The sequence below is a fragment of the Klebsiella sp. K5-306 genome, assembly GCF_051835185.1.
In the GTDB taxonomy this organism is placed as follows: Bacteria; Pseudomonadota; Gammaproteobacteria; order Enterobacterales; family Enterobacteriaceae; genus Klebsiella; species Klebsiella oxytoca.
In genome coordinates, this window is record NZ_JAIFJY010000022.1 from 1 (window position 1) to 15,614 (window position 15,614).

The following is a 15,614-nucleotide window of genomic DNA, read 5'->3' on the forward strand; positions in this document are numbered from 1 at the left end:
ACATTCACTCCGCGTTCAGCCAGCATCTCCTGCAGCTCACGGTAACTGATGCCGTATTTGCAGTACCAGCGTACGGCCCACAGAATGATGTCACGCTGAAAATGCCGGCCTTTGAATGGGTTCATGTACAGCTCCATCAGCAAAAGGGGATGATAAGTTTATCACCACCGACTATTTGCAACAGTGCCGAAAAAATAGCTAAATGATATCCGTCAGGACGGCGGAGCCAGGGCCAGCTCCAGCTGATACAGGTTCTGAATGGCCAGCTGCTGCAGCCGCTCCGTTGTACACCAGTAAGCCTCGTCTGCCGGCATTGTCTTCAGGATATGAAGCGACATTTCGTGAATCTGGCGCTCACGAGAATATCTGGCCAGGCGGTTAGCTCGTTTACGTTCGGCGCCACGCTGCCGACGGAACCTCAGTGCATCGAGAGTTTTTTGACGGTACCAGCGCTCACGTGCTGCACACGGGGAGATCTCCTCATCTTCACGCAGAATCCCCTCCTCGATAAGACGACGACGCTCTTCGCTTTGCCGGAGCTTTTTTTGTTGTTCCGCATCAAGTTTTTCCAGATCCACTCCCAGCATCTGAAACCCTAACGCGGTGATATAGACGTATTTAGGAAGCCAGGTACGGGATTCCCTGTCCCAGCTATTTTCTTCAGATACAGCCAGGACACCAAAACGAACCTGTTCGTCAATCAACCGGGACAGACGTGAGACTGTTACCTCTGTTTCCGGAATAACTTTTCCATGACTGTCTTTCTGGCTGAGTTCTTTTGCCAGACGAGAAATACACATACCGACCGTCAGCTTGCCGGCATCACAGAAGCTGATCAGCACTGGCCAGATAGCATCCAGCAGACGTTGCTTTTCCGGCCGGAAGCCATACCGGCGGCCAGCCCGACGACGTTCCCTGACGTACAGCGGATGAAGCGATACGTGCATACGCAGTCGCACCTCACCAGTGGTGCGATCTTTTTGAACAAGACGGTTATAGGCGTGCCCCAGCTGGCCACCCAGTTTTTTGTAATGCTCCGGTCGAAACCAGGTCGGGTTTTCACATTTGGGTTTTGTGGAGTGCTCGCCGCGCCGGCGACGGGTAGATTTCTTCTCCGGGGAAACCAGAAAAGATGCCACATGGCCGTCCTCTACCCCCTGCCAGAAACGGATCTGTTCATCCATATCCAGCTGACTCCAGTGTTGCGGATTGTGCGCATTACTCATCTGCACTCTCCCTGCCGCTGTTTTTGGCGGCCAGACACTTCAGTCTGGCTTCGCTCAGAGAGAGTGGAAATACGCCAAGAAATTCGAACAGCTTAGGGGTGAAAAAAATCTCAGCAGTTGAATAGCAATCCGATGAGCAGGCAACAAATTCAAAATCTTTTTCCAGCGATTCCAGTGCCCTGATTGCTCGTGTAATGGACACTTCGCCAGAAAGAGATTTAGTTGCAAGTCCGCACTCCAGGGCAATCTCCCTGAGTGAGCGCAGAACTTTATTTGACAGGGGATCGTAATAAAAACACATCGCCATGAGCAACGCATTCATCGCTCTGCGGCGCAAAAATGGGGGTTTACGTTTTCGTATTCCGTCCCTACGCGACATCGCTGATGCGATATCGAAACTGAAGCTTTCAGTGAAACCATTGGCTTTTACCATAAGTTTCAGCGAGAAAGGCCAGGGAGTGTAGTCCTGGGGAACCGTGAAAACAGGTTCAGGATTGTTTACCTGAACATACTTGCATGAGCTTTGTTGGTTATGATCAGTCACCGCTTCCTGCGCTTATGTTGCACAGAAGGAGCGAATGACACAGAAACTGAGCTTGAAGTTTTCTGAGCATGTACATATACTCCCTGCATAGAGCAACAGCTTCTATGCAGTTTATGAGGGCCCCGTTAATCTTTTCCTTCCGCCAAGATTGAAGAAGATTATCGGGGTTTTTACTTTCTGGTTCCGGGTAAACATCCACAAAACCAGCTCCCTGCCACCTTATGGTGTGGCCAGCCAAGAATTCTAAACGTTCAGTAATCTAGCACTCATAGCAGGCATGATCAAGAATGTGACGTCGTTACGTCGATTCCTAGTTTCGCAGATTCCCTTTCAATCAGCCTCTCAATCATTGCTGCCTGAGTAATTCCTTCATTCTCACACATGATTTGAAGCTGGTTTTTAAGCTTGTCCCGCACAAATACTCTCACCTCTTTGTGCGTCGCTTTTTTTCGGGCAACAGCTTTCTGCTGACGTTCTGCCGCAGAAACAGGGTTGCCCTTCCTATAGGGACGTTTAGATGAGGAAGTAACTCCGTTAACGACCTGTGACATCTCTGCCTCCTCAAGCATATAACTGAATACTTGAACAAAGATACTACACGTCGCTGGATGCAGCGAGAGTTACGTTATTTTTTGTTATATAACCTGCCCTTGTTGGCGCAATGAGCAGGCTATTGAGCGAGGAGGTTAATACGAGGAACTCCAGTCTTTTCCCATCTCCCACCGAGTTTGCCAGTGCTGGAGATAGCGTTGAGCAACGACTGGTTCATCCCACACGACTAGCACGTTCTCTGAATTGAACCGATCAGCGGCTCGAGTGTAGTTAAAAGACCCCACTTCAACATTACGGCCGTCAGCAATAATGACTTTATCGTGCATGATTTTGTACTGCGACACTGTGCGAACCGGGATACCGGCATTGACCAGAAGATTCATGGCCGCCAGACTCGCCTTGTTTTGCCTGCCTGTATTGGCTTTCCAGTCCAGAACCACTTTCACATCGAGACCACGCTGTTTTGCCCTGACAAGCGCGCCGGCGACTTCGGGTGAGGTGAAGGAATAGCCCATCAGCCGGATTTCCTGCTGTGCAGAATTAATAGTCTTCAGGACCAGCTGCAGAGCCGTTCCTTCCGGCGAATACCCCGTCTCGATGCTGGCGGCATACACGGCCGGAACTGGTGCAAACAAAGACAGGCTGATAAGCCCGGACAGACAACATCTGCGGAGCGTACGGTTCATTTTTTTCACAGTATTTCCTTAACGGGTGTTTAAGAAACGCCGGGAGCGGGGAAACTGGCTTTTCCCCGTTCCCGAGGTTGGACAACGACGCGATGCGGAGGCGTCAGGATTTTGTGGTATGACGAAACCAGTAGCAGACGGGTCCGTCGCCGGTATCGTGGACAGATCCCAGAAACCAGCCATCATCATCCGGTGGCTCCGGTATCCAGCCACGGGCATTCGGGGCTTCATCCGTAAATCCGGCAGCGAAAGCTTCAGGCGCTTCATCGCGCATTGTTATCACAAAGCACTGGAGTTTATGGGTTCTGAGCCAGTAACTTAATTCTGCGGAAGTTTCACAGCCACTTCGTACCAGCGCAGGATGTGTCCAGTACCCCTGTTCATCACGTTTCACTTCGGCGGCGATAATCATTTTTCATTCTCCTTGCGTTCAGTATGCTCTGTCGTTGAATTCATACCGGTTATGGATTTTTCGGCTGCATCGGCTCCGCGGTATTTCAGAAACTCTCCGACCTTTCTTACCAGACTCTCCGAATCCCGATCGCGTAGTAGTGGAATGCCGGCCTGCCTCAGAACCTCTTCCAGCAGAATATCGCGCCGGATACGGTGTTTTTTCTGGTGTGAGGCATCATCCAGTTCAACTGCGCCGATGATAGCGAAGGTATGGATGTCAACGATGACCACATCGCAGTGCCACTGTGATGCCATCCGGAAGAGTTGCCACCAGGTCCGGGATCGTGGCCGGATATGGGGAGAGAGTGTGGCAATATCTGCCACCCGGACCTGAGGACACAACAGCCAGCGTGTTCGGCTGGTATGCCTCAGCAATGCCCGGAAAAAATGTTGTTCCCGTGGCGTCATCAGTGTGTCATTACCCACCCAGACCCGCTGGCGACACAACCGTTGCTCAGCCTCTGAGGGGCGAATACCCAGGGCTTTCAGTGACCTCAGAACCGGGGAAGTCTTCGTTACTGCGCGTCCTTTCAGAAGCAGCACCAGAAATCCCAGCAAACTCAGCACAACAACGGTACTGCCCGCCATCATTAATATCTTTGCCATGTATTTTATTCCCTGATGTTCCTTTCTTTCCCGATGCGTTTTCCTGTCGTCTTCCTCATCTTTCTGTCCCTCTTCTGATAAGGCAGAACTCTGCCGGCAGCCTGTCGAGCAACGCGCGGCGAAATACATTCGGCAGTCCTCTCCCGGCTACAACATCAGCAATCAGAACTGATATGACGCTAATCTGCAGGAAGTGGCACAGGACAAAACCAATCTGATGCACCAGTTCCGCAGCAGGCATATTACGAAGAGCATTAATCAGCCGGATGGCATCCTGTGGGGAACCCCAGGCGAGAATACCGATACCGACCAGCATCACCGCCGGCGTATACAACAGCCCCCGGCTGATAACCCGTCCGGTCAGGCCTGTAAGCTCACACCTTTGCTGGCGAAACATCTCATCATCCCGGAGGATTTCCCATTCCAGCCGGGCCTTTTCATGGCGCGGCACCTCGGCCACCACCTGAATACCGTCGCGAATACTGACCAGCGGTGAGACCTCTGGCTTTCTCATCCGGTCGATGTGCCGGGTGTACAGGGCAAGGCCTGCCCAGAACAGCGCGACAGATAACGCAACCAGATAAAATCCGCTTGCCCGGGATACAGGAGAAAATAAAACCATCTGAACCAGTGCCAGCGCGCAGCCGTATAAATAACAGAATAACTGCTGCTCAGGGCGCAGAATGAAATATCTGAACATATTGATTCCTTTTTAGATAAAAATAACATTCACAGCCGTCTTAATTTCATTATCGCCAGACCACTGTTTTCTCATACACCGCAATCACACCACGCCTGATTAATTCCTCTTTAACGCGACCATAAAGCGCCATGCCTTTTGTATTACCGGACAGGGATTTAATATAATTCATCAGGGATGAAGTATTCGCCGGGCGGTTCCCTGCAGATTTTTTACTTAATGACTGGACTTTATCGGTCAGGTGCAGCACTTCATCGTTACTGATTACCATAGGTGCCGCCTTCGGTTTCTCTGCAGAGCAAGGCGATGATATACGGCAACATCGTCTCCCCGCCCTGCATAGCTCGGCAATGACGCCATCATAGCCTTTATCATTCGAGATAATATGAAATATCATCTCTTCCGGTGCAGTCGCGCTAAGTCTTCCCAGCTCAAACACCAGATGGAAGTCCACATTATTTTTTGACACATTCGCAACCTGGAATACGCTTACCGATATATCACCTGCATACGTTACAGCTGGAAAACGTATAAACTCCTGCTGAGGCCCGGTAAATAAAATAAGGCGTTCATAACGGGACAGACGGACACTTTCAAGTGTACCAATATTTTCATAATCTACGAGAGCAATAATTTTTTCAGTCATCGTCATCCAGAATCTGTCTGCACGGACAGTTATGATGCCGCAGCCTGTAATGCGGCAAATATAAAATGAATACCTGTTGCTATTTCAGGCATACCCTCAGCTAATTTTCGTTACATCTATTAGCTGAGGATTCCCAGGTATAATTATCAGGAATGGGTAAATATAATTAAAGGGTCTGACTCATCTTTCGTTCAGCCCGCAGCAGCTCCTTCATCATGCGCTCACTGGCGTACTGCGCTTCCTCTGCAGTGACGGTCGCGACGGCATTCCCCTGCAGATCATAGCGGGAGGCCCCCACCTTCATCCGGGACAGATAGCCCGCAGACCGGGTCAGACTCTTCAGGCACTTAATGACCTGTTTATGCGACAGCGGCAGGTCGCGGTTCACAATGTCGGCGAACAGCTGTTCGCGCATACCCGTTGCCAGCAGACGGGGTGAGTTTCCGTCGAACAGCTGTGGCCAGAATGCCTTCAGGGTCATGATGGCCTGTTCCGGCGGCAGCAGGCGAAGATAATGCACCGGAGGTGGCGTCTTTACCGCTTTAACCGGCACCGGCGCAGCGTTGCGCGCGGCGGCTTCGGCCGCTTGTTTAACCTTCTCAAGTTTCTCTTTTTTTGCCTTCCAGGCCGGCGGGGACGAGACCACCACGACCTTCTTTCGGCGCACCACACCAGGAGCAGGGGTCGCCTCTGCGGAGGTCGTACTGTTCTCCGCCGGTTTTCGTTTCAGGCTCAGTACAGGGCGTTTTTCTTCACTCATAAGGGGCCATATCAATAAAAGCTACAGGTCTGAGGTATACGATACGCTAACGGTATCATCGTTTCACCTCGCAATGCAGTGGACACAACGATGATGTCCCCTTTGTCACGTTTACGGGCAATGTGCCCGCCCCCGGACCTGTGTCCGGTTTTTTTTTACATCGAGACGACAATACCGAGTACCGCCAGGTGCACGGCATAGAACATCACGAAGAACTGCCGCGGCCAGAAGCGTTTCACACGTTCTCCGGCAGATGAGCACACCATCAGCGTCAGCAGCGCAATCGCCAGCCCGGCCACTGATTCACTCACGTCATGCATATTCATCAGCAACACCATGAGGGCCCACAGCACCCCGTATCCCAGCCGTTCCGGTGCATGCTGTGCGCGACAAAGCAGCCAGCTGGCGGTGAGCATGCCCACTCCGGCCATGCCGTAGCTGCCGGTTGACAGGGGTATCCAGGTGACCAGCAGTCCAGCCGCCGGGAGGGTGTAATACCAGGACGGCTGGCTGACCCACCGCAGGACCTGGCCCGTAACGGCAAAGGCAAACAGAATATTCCCGGTATACCACGGGTATCCAATAAGCATAAACGACACCTGGGCGACCAGCGCCCAGCCCCACAGGCTGTTCAGTTGAGACTGGCGTATTTCCGCGTGCCGGGCCAGATTCATTCCCCATGCCAGACCGAACAGCGGAAAACAACCACGTCCCAGCAGGCGCATCACTTCATTGTTTCCGGCCAGCAGTAAGCCGGTGTGGTCAGTCACCATCAGTACCAGTGCGACCGTTTTAATCATATCCGTTTGTCCCGGTGTCCAGGTCAGCAGGCGCTGAAGCCAGCTGTCTGTCGCGCCTGGAAATGTGTATTGTGCTCTCATATTTTTTTCCTTTTAGCGCACCGGCAGACTGCCCGATTTTAATCGGGGAGGCTGCCGGTGCAGACAAGCCGCAGGCGCGTCAGTCGCCCCCGAGTGTTTTCTCGCGGTTAAGGTCACGAACCATGTCACGCTCCACAGCCTGCAGACGCTCACGCTGCAGACGTTCTGAGGCCACCTGCTGAATCGCCGCCTCCTGGCGCCGGAACTGAGGATCATCCGGTAGCGTCGTTTTCTCCGTACCCGGCCGGTCACGCTCCAGTCCGCGAATGACGTCCCCGATAACCTCTTTCACCCGGTCCGCCGGCTCGCCGGCTTTACGCGCCTCCCCGGCCACTTCCCGGGCAGTCTGTTCCGCCTGTTTTTCCATTTCCCGGCGCTGCTGTTCTTCAGCCGCCCGCTGTGCCAGTACCTCTGGCGGGAGGATAATGTCAGCCCCGGCCTGCGGTACCGGAGCCACCGGCGCAGGTTCAGCCCATACCCGCCCACCGGTCATGGCCCCGGGGTTCCAGGGGCGGTCATCACCGGCCAGCCGCACCACCACCCCCGTATCGGGATTGTCGCGGGCCATTCTGACGCCCTCCCCCATATTCCCGGCCAGCAGGCTTTCTCCGTTGCGGCTGTTCTGCAGCGCCACGAACCGGGCGTCTTCATTGCCCATAATTCGTCCCCCTCCGCCGATAGCCTCCAGCCGTCCGTCCCGATCGGTCAGCGGGCTGAGCCAGATACCGGCGGCTTTCCCGTTTTTATCAAATGCCGGCAGCGCCACATGCGGCTGAGGGTACTTTTTCCCCGGAGAAATGAATTTTCCCGGTGAACTTCCCTGTGCCAGACCGGACTGCTGCAGGGCTGCCCGGCCCGCGGCGGTTTCATCCAGTGGCCTTGCCCGCCCGAACAGCAGATCGGCGGTTTTCACCGCCCGGTCGTTACGGGGTTCAAGAATATCGTGCGCCGTCGCTTTCTCAGGTGAATGCTTGATGGCCTTTATCCAGCCCTCACGGCTGTCGGTGTAGACCTGAACATGCTGTTTCATGCGGGATAAAGCCACATAGGCAGACTCAAAGCTGGCCATCTGTTCCCGGCCACCGGCCACCCCTTCCAGCGCGATGGCATACGGCTCGCTGGCCCCCTGGGCGCCGTGGGCGGTGATGGCGTAGGCGAGGTCGATATGCTGCTGTGCCTGCTCCGCCTTCGGGGTCAGCGTACGGGTGAGTTTGCCATCAGACAGCGTGACACTGTCACCCGAAACAGACTGCACTTCCCAGATACTGTTGGCCACATAGCCGCGCTCCGGGTCACTTTTGCTGAAGCGCATTCGGTCCCCCTGAGACACGGTGATCTTTTCCTGACGATAGAGCGTGACGCCTTCTGCCGATGCCTCCCGGGGTGAGATAAATCGCTCCTTTCCTTCACTGTCTGTCAGGGTGATCAGCTGATTATCCTTATCCACTTTGCTGATACGGTGGTATACGTTATCAACCAGCGCCACCGCCTCCTTGTGAGCCGTCCAGGTCGACAGTTTGCGCAGTTCACCGTCACGGATGTTACTCGTGACCAGCACCGGCAGGGTGATTTCCTCTTTGCCGGTTTCCCCGTTCTCCCGCCGTGCGTCATGGATCAGACTGTTCAGCGCCCGCCGGTCCTTATTCAGATGGGTGATCACCAGCGTCTGCGACTGTGCCTCCGGGGTCCGTCCGGTATAGTCCTTCACCAGCGCCTCGTAGAGTGTCGCGGGCTGACCTTCCGGCAGGGTTTTCCCCTCGCTCAGCGCCTTTTCTATCGCCTTTTCCTGCTTTGGCGTGAATTCCACCACAGAACTGCCCGGCGCCCATGCGCCTTCTTTTCTCGGCACCTGCTCCGGCGTGACCTGCTCGATGGTGGTCAGGGCGCGGTGCACATCCCGCTCAATCAGGCTGTAGACCGCCGGTCGCAGCTCAGGCATCTGGCGTACAATCTCTTTCATGATGGCAACGTCGGCGGCGCTGCGCTGCTGCGTCAGCCTGAACGGCTGGCCCGACGCGATGGGCGGCAGCTGGTCGGTATCCCCGCTGGGCACCGCCCGTCCACCGCCGGCGGCGATGAGGGAGTGGGCTTTTGCCATATCGGCCAGCCCCACCATCGAGCTCTCGTCGAGCAGGAACAGGGTGTTGCTGAAATCGGGTGTCTGCCCATTGCGCTGCAGCAGCTGCGTGTCGTGGAGGAACGACGCCGTCGTGCGCGCATCCACGCCAGCACTCTGCATTTCCCCGACCGCGCGATGCGTCGGCGCCAGACCGATGACGCGCGGGCGGGTCTCTTCCGGCAGCAGACTGATGGCACTCATGACTGCCCGGAACTGGGTGGTTTTCCCCACCCCGGCATACCCCTGAACCACCGTGAACCGGTCCGTGCTCTCCAGAATCATCCGGGTCGCCGCCCGCTGTCCGGCGGTCAGGTCCGTCATCAGACTGGCCGGCACGCGGTCCATCAGGGGGGCCACCGCGCCTTTACCTTCCAGCACGTGGGTCAGGATGCTTTTTTCGGCGTCCCAGGTCTGACGGGAAATCAGCAGGTCATTGCCGTAGCCGTGCGCCACCGGTACATTCAGCAACTGCCCCGACCTGATTTGTGCCTGGATGGTCGTGTCGATGTCCGCCATCGAAACCTTCCCGCCCCCGGTTTCCATTGCCGTCGCCAGCAGCTGGGGCCGGGAGAAGGTCAGGTCCTGGCTCTCAAGCAGCGGGATGGCCAGGTGAATGGCCTGTTCTGCCGGGGTATGCAGCCCGGCCTTCTGCTGCGCAATGGCCGTATCCAGGTCCGTCTCGCCGGATCGGGACTTCAGCTGCTCTGAGACCACGCTGAACGCGGTATGCCGCGACAGCTTCTCCGTCGTGCGCGCCGCATCCTGCGCCGAGTACAGCCGGAGGTGACTTCCGCTCTGTGCCAGCTGGTTGAGGGTGGCGTTATCCAGCTCACGCTGCGTCACCGACGCAAAGACCGTTGCCGTCTCGCTAACCGACCTGCCGGGACTTTCCACCCAGCCGTGGCCGACTTTAATACCGTCAAACACGCCCGCGCCCGCGGCCAGGGTCTGCGTGGTTTTCTGCCCCGGCCGCTGTACCGTCAGCTGCCCCTCCTCCACTTTCATCACCGTGATGCTTTCCCCGCCTTTCAGGCGTGTGTCCGGTATCTTCCCAAGCACCGCCAGACGTTCCCCCTCTGCCACCGGCAGTGTATCTGCCCGGAACAGCGTCCACTGGCTGTCGACCGCGGAAACCTTCAGATCCAGACGACCCCCTTCCCGGTCTTTCAGGGTCAGCATATTGCTGCTCGCGGTCACCCGGTCAATGACAAAGCGATCGTGCGTCCGGTTCTCCGGATCCCAGCGTTCCATCACCATCCCCTCCCGGTAATAATCCCGCACGCCCCGGCTTTTGCTGTCCAGCCACACCGGCGTCAGGGCTGTAATGGTCGTGTCTTTCTCACCCAGCACCCCCTCCTGTCTGAGGGAGTCACGGATGAGGCCGTTGAGTACGCTCTGTTCACGGGTCCCGCTGATTTGGGCCACGCTTTCCTGCCCTTCACGCACGCTGACGGCAAACTCCTGTGCCAGCCGGCTGTAGCGTGCTCCTTTATCCGGTTCACTGATGATGTCGGCTGTGGTCTGATGGCCACCCTGCCAGCGATACGTATTCACGCCGCTGTCCTTCAGCACCGCCAGCGCGCTGCCGGTCCCGCTGCGCTTCCCGCTGTCGGAGAGCAGGACCTGCACGTTATGGCGCATCGCGCCATCGAGCAGGGAAATCGTTTCCTTCAGGCTCAGCTTCTCCGCCTGATCCACGATGAGTGTTCCGCCCGGAATAAACGCCGTCCCGTCCTGCAGGGCGGATTTACCGGTCACCGTTTCCCCGGCCAGACGCACATCACCGGCGAGAAAATCACGTGAGCGGTTATCGGCCGCCAGGATATGGACATCACGCCCCTGCTCCCGGGACATCAGGGTTAACTCGGCCACCCGCTCCCGCTGGCCGGTGGCACCGCCCTGACCGGAAACGATACCCATTACCGGGCGATCCTGCGCCAGCACGCTGACGGCATCGCTGAAAGGAACCTGGCGCACCACAGACGCATCGGGCGTGACGGAGACATGATTCTGGCGCTGCACCTCCTGACTCAGGGCTTTGACGGCGAGTTCATCGAGAACGTGGATGTTTGAGGTGAACAGCCCTTTCTCGCGATCGAGAGGGATAAGCTGCTCCCGTTCAATGGCGGCATCGATGCCCTTTCTCGCCAGCTCAAACACACCGTCCTTCGCCTCCAGCTGGCCGACCGTGCGTGCCAGCAGGTCGGCATACGTGAACTGCACCTTGCGGTCGCTGAGACCGGCAATCGCTTTCGTCACCACATCCGTGATATCCGGACCGTCAGTGTTCACCGGCGCGGCAGGTGCACGGGCCAGCTCTGCGGCTCGCGCATCGGCGGCCTCACGGTACCCCCGGATGTCAAACCCGGTCTCCTTCAGCGTGTTCATCCACTCCACCATCTTCTCTGCCGGATCGATGGCTTCTTTCGACTTGCGGGTATCGAGCGCGGCCACATCCCGTGACTTCAGGGAGGCATCGGGTCCTGCAGCCTCCCGGAGTTCCTGACTGCGCGTGGAAAACGACTCAACCGGCACGCCCTCCATCTCCCACATGCCATTCCGACCCGCATCGACTGTCTTGTAACCCATAGACTCAACATCGGCCCTGAGAGAGTTCTGGTATATCTTTCCGAAAGCGATGCGGTTGGCCAGTATGGTTTCGGAGAACCCGGTTTTACCGACGGTATCGCTGGCCAGCGTCTGCCATTTATCGCCGTTCTGTGTCGCGTTGATAACCACGCTGTGTGTGTGTATCTGTGGATCCTGAGCGCGCGATGTATCATGGTTAAAGCGGGCAATAATCAGATTCCCGGTCAGGACTGTTTCAGACACGCCATCTTTCTTTACCCGTGTGGAAGCAAGGGACTCCACCTGGTTAAGAGCCACTGTTACCGCGCGATTATGAGCATCGATGAGACGCTTATCGCCGCCCAACATAGCCAGCATCGATACACTTTTCGGTGCCGAGAACGTCAGGTCATAACCGGGCCGGTGCTTATTCACGCCATCCTGTATCCGGGTCAGGTCGCTGCCATCAGGTAGTTTTCCCTGCAGAAGCTCCGTGAAGACCTGCTTGTCTACCTTTCCTTCAAGTCCCAGCAATTCTGCGCCTTTACCCTGCCAGCGCTCCTCCATGCTCCCGATGACGTAGTAATTGTCTTTCTCTGTGTAGTAGTTACCGGCACTGCCCGCCGATTTAACCTGGCTGAAACTGAGCATCAGAAATTCCCTCCAATCTCGACATCATCCTGCTCATCGTGACGGTGGCTGTGGTTGATATTGACTTCCTCACGCCGCTGCATATCCCGCTGTGTCTGCTCATCTGCCAGCCAGGCGTCATACGCCTGCATGTCCTCGATGACGCCGTCCTCGTTCATGCCGGCCGGCAGCATGTCCTGTCCCTGTTCCGCTGACTGCTGCGCCAGTTCCTGTTGTGTCCCGCCTGCAGCTGTTGCAGGGGCACCGGAAGAGGATGCTGTTGAGGCAGCAGCGGCCGCTGCGGCTGCTTTTGGTTTGATCAACGGTACGGTCGTGACCCGCAGGACGGAAGGCTCCGTTGTTCTGACGGAAGGTTCCGCTGCCGGACGCTTTATTGTCGGCGGCGCTTTTACCGGTTCCGGAGATACTGTCATGTCTGCTGGCGCAGGCTGACTGACCGGCTCAGGTTGTTCACCGGCGTGACTGTTTGTATCAGCGGGCCCGGATGCCGGCGCATCCGGAGTGAAAAGCGCCCTGGCAAGGCTGCCTTCAGCTTCCCGCGCTTCAAGCAACGCACTGAGCCGCGCATCCACCCGCGCATCGAGAGTGCGAGGAATAAATCCCTCGGCAATTTTCGGACGCGGCTTGTATTTGAGGGCCAGCTTCACGGCCGGATATGGCCCGGGCAGCGTGACGTAACAGGACAGGTCAGGCAGCGTCTGAATATCGGAGTAACTGACCAGCGTTTCCCGCTCTTTTTCTTTCCCGGTCGATACACCATCACGCACCGGGTCAGCACCGTAAGAGTACTGCTCGCTGGCTTTGAGGATTTCCTTCTCGCCAATTTCACCGGCAGCAAACTCCGCGATCTCCCTGCTGGGTGAACGGAAGAAGGCCCGGGTGTTCATTACGTCAAAGAGCGTGGCGGCAGGCTTAACGCCATAGATGTCTTCCAGCTGGGCATAGGACTGAATACCGAAAACATAACAACCACCAAATTTACGCGCCTCAGGGAGGATTTCGACCAGGTCAGGCAGCTTGTGCAGCGTGGGGAGCTCGTCGGCGAATATCCACACGCGCCGGTTACGGTTCTCCCCCATCGCCAGCAGGCCGCGGATGGCAATTGACAGCCACATCGAGATAACCGGCTTCAGGGAAGCATGGGTGTCGGCGTTGGAGGAGATAAACAGCCAGCCATTGGGTCTGTCCTCACGGACACCGCGCATCCAGTCCCGGATAGTGAACGGCTCCCCGTTCTTCTCGATGCCCTGCAGGTAGCGAATAGCCTTGACGTAGTTGGTCAGCACGGCACGAATGGAGATGGCCGTTTTCTCAATTTTCTCTTCAACCAGGTTCGCTGCCGGCGTGTTCTGCAGATAAGCGCGCAGCTTGTCGATTTTAATGGACAGCATGGTATCGACCAGCTTCTCGTAGCTGCGATCGTCGTCTTCGCGCATCAGATACGCGCCTTCGGCAAAGATAGTGCGACCGGAGCCCTGCCAGAACGGGTCTTCTTTGGTACCCATCGGGATAAGGGTGTTGGAGATGTTGTCGAAGTCCGGCAGCGTCAGGCACTCTTTCCACAAATCCCAGGCAGCGCAGCGCGAATCCAGCGGGTTGAGGATTTTATCCAGTGACGGGTCGTAATAGCTTTTGACGAACTCACAGGAGCGATCGTAAATGATGGCCATATCGCCACGTGCACGCACGTAGTTCAGTAGCCGGCGGATCACTTCTGATTTACCGGAACCTACGGTACCGTGGAGGCAAAAGTTCTGGATTTCGGAGTTTTTAAGAATAGGCAGATCGCCAATTTTAATATCGGAGGCCATACCATCACGCTTCATCTGACGGGCCACTTCTTTGGGCTTATCGGAAAGCTGGCGCCCGCCGGTATTCTCATCCTCACTCTGCTGTTTCCCCTGGCGGCCCAGCACCCAGCTGGCGATGAAGAACGTCACGATACAGATAACAAGAGAAACCACGGCTGCAAAGACGAAACTGGTCCACAGCTGCTCTCCGCACCAGATAGTATATTTATCGGCCAGGATTTGTTCTGAGGTATATTCCAGCGACTGGCCGTAATACTGAATGGTGTATACCGGCTGGGAACGAATAATATCGCGCATCGGACCCAGCGTCGTACACCACCAGTATACGCAGCCGTTCACAAAGGTTTGCCAGCTGAGCCGGTACATCAGCATCAGCCCGCACAGCACCCAGAATAAAATAAACAGCACGTAGAAAATAATATTGGCAATCTGACCAAACATGCGAAAGCGCATATTGGCGATCTGACCACCCTGCGTCATATCTTTGGCATTAAAACTCATGGCACTAATCCGTCAGTAAAGTATTAGGGTCGGAAGGACAAATTAATCAGCGGAAATACACCGGCACAGAAAACAGGATTACAGTCATGCCCGGATCCATAGATGACCAGGCCGGATACTTATTGCTATTAAGAGGTTATGCAGAAGGAATAGCCCTCTGAGCCAGGGCAGTGCCCGCCTTTAATATACGACTTCGCCACTTGCCGTCCGGCCTCATCGACCAGGGCATGCAGTGTGGATGGCAATGTTTCAGCCGTGTACTGCAGGCAGACGCAGTAGCATTTCACCGGAGGTTTAATCATATCCGGACGTTCAAACCAGCCGGTCGACGGGAAAATCCGTGTGCCGAAGAGCCTGTCAGAAGGAAACTGAGTCTGCACGGACCAGGCAAACACGTCGTCAGCGCTGTCGCGGCGATTGACGCCGGGGATATACAGATTTTCTGCTTCGCGGACAACACGGGAGGCAAGAGAGGACAAGGCGGAGTCATCCGTGCTGGCCGGGCCTTCCACACATATGGAAAGATGGAAGTATTCCGGTTTGCTCTGTGCTTCTGGCTTTGTATCGGGAATAACTGACGCCGTGTCTCGCTTACGTCCCGTGGAAGACGTCATTAACTTTTGGAAAAAGACACCTGCGATGAAAACAAGCAGAAGAATAACTAACGCGCTGCAGATATACATGATGTGGTCACTGAAGAGAGAACAGACCTCGCAATGTGACAGGGAATAACTTCCCCCCACTGCAGGATGTGGGTAAATATCGCCAGGCATCAGTTCATGTGTATTAAGAGACCTGACAGGCTCAGATATTGTCATAAATAACCTCTGTTCAAATAAAGACGAAAGACTCCGCCGAAGGCGGCAACGCCTCACAGATGCACAAATAAATTGCGCAACTGTTCACCGTT

The 15,614-nt window shown here is 55.8% G+C and carries 14 protein-coding genes and 1 pseudogene; all 15 read right to left on the reverse strand.

The features are described from left to right. Positions 1-125: pseudogene (locus K2184_RS24955) on the reverse strand (IS6 family transposase); the annotation flags it as partial. An 87-nt stretch (positions 126-212) separates the two neighbouring features. Continuing rightward, positions 213-1,226: a plasmid replication initiator RepA gene (gene repA, locus K2184_RS24960; protein ID WP_015065551.1), complete on the reverse strand. Its 1,014-nt coding sequence runs from the start codon at positions 1,224-1,226 to the stop codon at positions 213-215. After that, on the reverse strand, positions 1,219-1,770 hold the full coding sequence (gene repA, locus K2184_RS24965) for a plasmid replication initiator RepA (RefSeq protein ID WP_022631532.1): 552 nt from the start codon (positions 1,768-1,770) through the stop codon (positions 1,219-1,221). Before repA (K2184_RS24965) ends, repA (K2184_RS24960) begins: the two co-directional genes overlap by 8 nt. Further along, positions 1,763-1,840 carry a RepA leader peptide Tap gene (gene tap, locus K2184_RS24970; protein ID WP_014386216.1) on the reverse strand — a complete coding sequence of 26 codons (78 nt, stop codon included), beginning with the start codon at positions 1,838-1,840 and terminating at the stop codon, positions 1,763-1,765. Before tap ends, repA (K2184_RS24965) begins: the two co-directional genes overlap by 8 nt. 211 nt (positions 1,841-2,051) lie before the next feature. Next, positions 2,052-2,321 carry a replication regulatory protein RepA gene (locus K2184_RS24975; protein ID WP_022631531.1) on the reverse strand — a complete coding sequence of 90 codons (270 nt, stop codon included), beginning with the start codon at positions 2,319-2,321 and terminating at the stop codon, positions 2,052-2,054. A gap of 135 nt (positions 2,322-2,456) precedes the next feature. After that, positions 2,457-3,008: a phospholipase D family protein gene (locus K2184_RS24980; RefSeq protein WP_015065550.1), complete on the reverse strand. Its 552-nt coding sequence runs from the start codon at positions 3,006-3,008 to the stop codon at positions 2,457-2,459. A 103-nt stretch (positions 3,009-3,111) separates the two neighbouring features. Continuing rightward, positions 3,112-3,420: a hypothetical protein gene (locus K2184_RS24985; protein WP_015065549.1), complete on the reverse strand. Its 309-nt coding sequence runs from the start codon at positions 3,418-3,420 to the stop codon at positions 3,112-3,114. Continuing rightward, entirely contained in the window at positions 3,417-4,067 is a 651-nt protein-coding gene (locus K2184_RS24990) for a DUF2726 domain-containing protein (RefSeq protein ID WP_022631529.1), read from the reverse strand. Before K2184_RS24990 ends, K2184_RS24985 begins: the two co-directional genes overlap by 4 nt. 55 nt (positions 4,068-4,122) lie before the next feature. Then, entirely contained in the window at positions 4,123-4,767 is a 645-nt protein-coding gene (locus tag K2184_RS24995) for a hypothetical protein (protein WP_015065546.1), read from the reverse strand. Between the two features lie 49 nt (positions 4,768-4,816). Beyond that, positions 4,817-5,419 carry a PIN domain-containing protein gene (locus K2184_RS25000; RefSeq protein WP_015065545.1) on the reverse strand — a complete coding sequence of 201 codons (603 nt, stop codon included), beginning with the start codon at positions 5,417-5,419 and terminating at the stop codon, positions 4,817-4,819. Between the two features lie 160 nt (positions 5,420-5,579). Beyond that, a complete protein-coding gene (locus K2184_RS25005; protein WP_015065544.1) occupies positions 5,580-6,173 on the reverse strand; it encodes a fertility inhibition protein FinO in 594 nt (197 codons plus the stop codon). A gap of 155 nt (positions 6,174-6,328) precedes the next feature. Beyond that, positions 6,329-7,054 carry a type-F conjugative transfer system pilin acetylase TraX gene (gene traX / locus K2184_RS25010; protein WP_015065543.1) on the reverse strand — a complete coding sequence of 242 codons (726 nt, stop codon included), beginning with the start codon at positions 7,052-7,054 and terminating at the stop codon, positions 6,329-6,331. Between the two features lie 79 nt (positions 7,055-7,133). Continuing rightward, the gene (traI, locus tag K2184_RS25015; RefSeq protein ID WP_015065542.1) at positions 7,134-12,392 is read right to left on the reverse strand and encodes a conjugative transfer relaxase/helicase TraI; all 5,259 of its coding nucleotides are present in this window, start codon (positions 12,390-12,392) and stop codon (positions 7,134-7,136) included. After that, a complete protein-coding gene (gene traD / locus K2184_RS25020; protein ID WP_015065541.1) occupies positions 12,392-14,704 on the reverse strand; it encodes a type IV conjugative transfer system coupling protein TraD in 2,313 nt (770 codons plus the stop codon). Before traD ends, traI begins: the two co-directional genes overlap by 1 nt. Before the next feature lie 128 nt (positions 14,705-14,832). After that, positions 14,833-15,522 carry a hypothetical protein gene (locus K2184_RS25025; RefSeq protein ID WP_015065540.1) on the reverse strand — a complete coding sequence of 230 codons (690 nt, stop codon included), beginning with the start codon at positions 15,520-15,522 and terminating at the stop codon, positions 14,833-14,835. Positions 15,523-15,614: the final 92 nt, after the last annotated feature.